This is a genomic window from Microbacterium sp. Bi128, from assembly GCF_918698205.1.
The window spans coordinates 1-5059 of the sequence record NZ_CAKKMM010000297.1; the positions used below are offsets into that span (position 1 = coordinate 1).

Consider the following 5059-nt stretch of genomic DNA (forward strand, 5'->3'; position numbering starts at 1 on the left):
GTCGCGTACCTGCGAGATGACGTGCAGGCGGAGCCACCGGGCGTGCCGGAACAGGCGCGCGTGGGCCAGCTCGCGAGTGGCGAGATACAGCGCCAGCTGGTCCTCGGGGATCTCGAGGTCGCGGCCGAAGTCGGCGAAGTTCTGCGGCAGGATCGCCGCGTCACCGTCGGGCATGACGGGGATGCCGACATCCCCGCCGCCGACGACCTCGGTGGAGAGGCGACCGACGACGTGGCCGAGCTGCGTGGCGAAGAGCGAGCCGCCGACCGTGCGCATCAGGCGTCCGGCGCCCGCGATCATCTCCTGCATGTCGTCCGGGGCCTGCTGACCGAGAGCGTCGGTGAGCGCGTCCGCGATGCTGGTGGCGACGGGTTCGGCCAGCTCCTGCCAGACCGGGAGCGTGGCGGTCACCCACGCGCCGCGCGTCACGACCTTGGGGGGATGGGGGAGGTCGGCGATCGTCGTCGCCTCGCCCAGCCACAGGGCGGAGAGCGAGAACGCCTGATCCAGGTCGGTGCGCTGACCCGCCGAGACGCCGAGGCCGTCCTGGTTGGCGATGTGGAGGGCCTGCCGCTCGGCGAGGCTCCAGTCGATGCCGTCCTGCGCCCCCGAGAAGGCGCCCTGCAGCTGATTCATGACCGCCTGCATCATCGCCGGGTCGATCTGCATCCCGGACAGGCGCGAGAGCTGTTCGGGATCCAAGCCCGAGGTGTCGCCGGACATCAGGCGCCGCATGAGCTCCTGGAACTCCTCCTCGGGGCTCCGGTCGTCGTCTGCCACTTCAGCCGCCTTTCAGCCGGGTCAGGGGGAACGCGATCTACGCTAGTCGCACGTTTCCTCGCTTCCCTCGGCTCGGCTCCACGCCGCTTACGCCGCGCGCGAACGACCCGGCAAAGGTAGGACCCGTGACCCTGTTCGACGAGAACGTCTCCGTCGTGCCCGCCCCGCGGCGGCGCCGGAGCCGATCGACGGTGTTCGGGCTGTGGTCCCTGGCCGTGGCCACCCTCATCCTGTTCGCGCTCACCTTCCTGCCGTCGCCGTACGTGATCCAGCAGCCGGGGCCCGTTCTGAACACCCTCGGCACCTCGCCCAACGCGGACGGCGAGGAGGTGCCCCTCATCACGGTCCCGAACGAAGAGGACACCCCCTCGGCGGGGCAGCTCGACCTGTTGACCGTCCAGGTGAACGGCAACCGCGAGCGCACCCCCAGCTGGCTCGAACTGGCACTGGCCTGGTTCGATCCGTCACGAGCGGTCGTGCCGGTGGACCGCATCTTCCCGTCGGGTCAATCCACGGAGCAGCGCAACACCGAGAACGCCGCGCTCATGAGCGACTCGCAACTCGAGGCATCCGCCGCCGCGCTGCGTGCGCTCGATTACGACGTGCCGCAGGACATCGTCGTCGGGACCGTCGACGACGCCGGCGCCGCGGCGGGCGTGCTCGAGCTCGGCGACGTCGTCACCTCTGTCGACGGGACGCCCGTGACCACCGTCGACGAGGTCCGGTCCGCCGTCCAGACGGGAGCCGGCGCGCCCGTCAGCCTCGCCATCGACCGCAACGGTGCCGAGAGCTCGGTGTCGGTCACCCCGCGGCTCAGCGACGTCAACGGCCAGCAGCAGTGGTTGCTCGGGGTCGGGCTGACACTCGGTTTCGACCTCCCCGTCGACGTCAAGATCCAGATCAACAACGTCGGCGGCCCGAGCGCCGGCATGATGTTCGCCCTCGGCATCATCGACAAGATGTCGCCTGGCGACCTCACCGGCGGGCAGCACATCGCCGGCACCGGCACGATCGACGCCGCCGGGAACGTCGGCGGCATCGGCGGCATCCGGCAGAAGCTCTACGGAGCCCGGGATGCCGGTGCGACCTGGTTCCTCGCCCCGCGGGCGAACTGCGGCGAGGTGGTCGGGCACGTGCCCGACGGCATCCGGGTCTTCTCGGTGTCGACCCTCCAGGATTCCCTGAAGGTCCTGGAGACCATCCGCGACGGGGGAGACCTCGATGCCCTGCCGACGTGCGACGCGACGAGTGTCGCGGGTTCGTAGCATCCACGGCTTTCCCCCAGAGGGCGACGCCTAGGATGGACGGGTGACCACGACCTCAGCGCCGAACCAGGCCACGCCCCCGAATCGTTCTCGACGAATCATCTCGATCTCGCTGGCGGTCATCGCCGTGCTGGTCGTGGCTTTCTTCGTCTTCGCGAACCTCTTCGCCGACTGGATGTGGTTCTCGCAACTGGGCTTCACCGAGGTGCTGACCACGCAGTGGATCGCACGCACGGTGATGTTCGCGGTGGGCTTCCTCGCGATGGCGATGCCGGTGTGGGGCGCGATCCAGCTCGCCTACCGCCTGCGTCCCGTGTACGCGCGATTGAGCTCGCAGCTCGACCGCTACCAAGAGGTCGTGGAGCCGCTGCGGCGCCTGGCGATGTGGGGCATCCCGGTGTTCTTCGGATTCTTCGCCGGTTTCGCGGCGTCCGCGCAGTGGGAGACGACCTGGCTGTGGTTCAACGGGGTCACCACGTCGACGACGGACCCGCAGTTCGGCATCGACACCGGCTTCTACCTCTTCGCGCTGCCGTTCTACACCACGGCTTTCGGCTTCGCCTCGGCTGTCGTCCTGGTCTGCCTGCTGCTGACGGCGGTCGTGTCGTACTTGTACGGCTCCGTGCGCGTCGGGCAGCGCGAGCTGCGCATCTCCAAGGCCGCACGCATCCAGCTCGCCGTGCTGGCGGGCCTCTACCTGCTGTTGCAGGGCGGGAGCCTGTGGCTCGACCGCTACACGACCCTGGTCAGCCAGGAGGACCGCATCACCGGTCCCGGGTACGTCGGGGTCAACGCCGTCATCCCCGGTCAGACGATCCTCGCCATCGCCGCCGTCATCGTGGCCGTCGCGTTCTTCGTCACCGCGATCATCGGCCGCTGGCGCTACCCCCTGATCGCCACCGCGCTGCTGGTGGTCTCGGCGATCGTCGTCGGCGCGGCCATCCCGTGGGCCGTCACGACCTTCCAGGTGCGACCCAACCAGCTCGCGCTCGAGAGCCAGTACTACCAGCGCAACATCGACAGCACGAAGGCCGCCTACGGCATCGACGGCGTCGAGAAAGAGAACTTCGAAGCGACGACGACGGCCCAGGCCGGCCAGTTGCGCAACGACGCCGCCTCGACCGCGCAGCTGCGCATCATGGACCCCGCCATCATCGGCCCCACGGTGCGTCAGCTCGAGCAGTACCGCGCGTACTACCAGTTCGCCAATCCGCTCGACGTCGACCGCTACCAGATCAAGGGTCAGACCCAGGATGCCGTCGTGGCCCTGCGCGAGCTGAACATCGGGCAGCTCGGCGATGCCGCGACGTGGCAGAACAGCACCCTGGTCTACACCCACGGCTACGGCATGGTGGCTGCGGCGGGCAACGAGCGCACCGACGACGGCGACCCCGTCTTCCTCGAGCAGGCCATCCCGGGCACCGGGTTCCTGACCGACCTCAACTACGAGCCCCGCGTCTACTTCGGCGAGCAGTCGCCGCCGTACTCGATCGTCGGCGGCCCCGAGGGCGGCGAGGACATCGAGCTGGACTACCCGATCGGCGCCGACGGCGGCACGGAGACGCGCACGACCTTCCGCGGCGACGGCGGGCCCAGCGTCGGCAACGTCTTCACGCGCCTCATCTACGCGCTGAAGTTCCAGTCCGAGCAGATCCTGTTCTCGGACTACGTGAACCAGGACTCGCAGATCCTCTACGACCGCAATCCCAAGGATCGCGTACAGAAGGTCGCGCCGTACCTGACGCTCGACAGCGACCCGTACCCGACGGTCGTGGACGGTCGCATCAAGTGGGTCATCGACGGGTACACGACGAGTGCGAACTACCCGTACTCCTCGAGCGTGTCGCTCTCGCGGGCGATCACCGACTCGAACACCCCCTCGCCGACGTACTCGCTCGACAACATCAACTACATCCGCAACTCGGTCAAGGCGACCGTGGACGCCTACGACGGCAAGGTCACGCTGTACGCGTGGGACGACCAGGACCCGGTCCTGCAGGCGTGGCAGAAGGTGTACCCGACCAGCCTCCAGCCGTGGAGCGAGATGTCGGCCGACCTGATGAGCCACGTGCGCTACCCGACCGACCTGATGAAGGTGCAGCGTTCGATGCTCGGCGTCTACCACGTCGACGACGCCCGCTCGTTCTTCCAGCAGGACAACCGTTGGACCACGCCGAACGACCCGCAGGACCCCAACACCCTGCAGCCGCCGTACTACCTGACGATGAAGATGCCCAGTCAGGACGCCCCGACGTACTCGATGTTCACGAGTTTCATCCCGGCATCCCAGGGCGGTCAGGCGCGCAACGTGCTCACGGGCTACCTGGCCGTCGACTCCAACGCGGGCGATCAACAGGGGACGAAGCGCGAGGACTACGGACGATTGCGCATGCTCGTGATCGATGCGGCCACGACGGTGCCCGGACCGGGTCAGGTGCAGAACACCTTCGACTCCGACACGGCGGTCTCCTCGCAGATCAACATCCTGCAGCAGGGACAATCCCAGGTGCTCAACGGAAACCTGCTGACGCTCCCCGTCGGCGGTGGTCTGCTCTACGTGCAGCCCGTGTTCGTGCAGTCCTCCGGTGGCACGCAGCTCCCGCAGCTGCGGCGCGTGCTGGTGGCCTTCGGAGACAAGATCGCGTTCGAGAACACCCTGAGCGAAGCGCTGGACGCCCTGTTCGGCGGTGACTCCGGTGCCGATACCGGAGACGAGGCGGTGACCCCCACCGATCAGACCGATCCGGGCGGGGGAGGCACGACGGCTCCGACCGCACCCGCGGGCGACTACGCGGCGGCGCTGGCTGAGGCGCAGGCAGCTCTCACGGCGCGCCAGGCAGCCCTCACCAGCGGCGACCTCGCCGGGTTCGCCACGCAGGACGCGCGACTGACCGCGGCCGTGCAGCGCCTGATCGAGCTGCAGGACCAGGGCCAGGGCGGAGGCGCTACGCCGGAGCCGACTCCGGCGGGCTGACCCCCGGTGCCGACGCAGAGACGCCGGCGCCCCTCGGGGC

3 protein-coding genes are annotated in these 5059 nt (G+C 68.7%); 2 read left to right on the forward strand and 1 reads right to left on the reverse strand.

All coding sequences use genetic code 11. From position 1 onward, the window contains the following. A partial coding sequence (locus LQV45_RS17455) for a zinc-dependent metalloprotease (RefSeq protein WP_230008113.1) occupies positions 1–780 on the reverse strand: 780 nt, incomplete at its 3' end. 125 nt (positions 781–905) lie between these two features. On the opposite strand from LQV45_RS17455, the gene LQV45_RS17460 reads away from it, so the two are divergent. Both LQV45_RS17460 and LQV45_RS17465 read left to right on the forward strand, forming a co-directional pair. Continuing rightward, positions 906–2045 carry a PDZ domain-containing protein gene (locus LQV45_RS17460; protein ID WP_230008114.1) on the forward strand — a complete coding sequence of 380 codons (1140 nt, stop codon included), beginning with the start codon at positions 906–908 and terminating at the stop codon, positions 2043–2045. 43 nt (positions 2046–2088) lie between these two features. Then, the gene (locus LQV45_RS17465) at positions 2089–5019 is read left to right on the forward strand and encodes a UPF0182 family protein (RefSeq protein ID WP_230008115.1); all 2931 of its coding nucleotides are present in this window, start codon (positions 2089–2091) and stop codon (positions 5017–5019) included. The last annotated feature ends 40 nt before the right edge of the window (positions 5020–5059 follow it).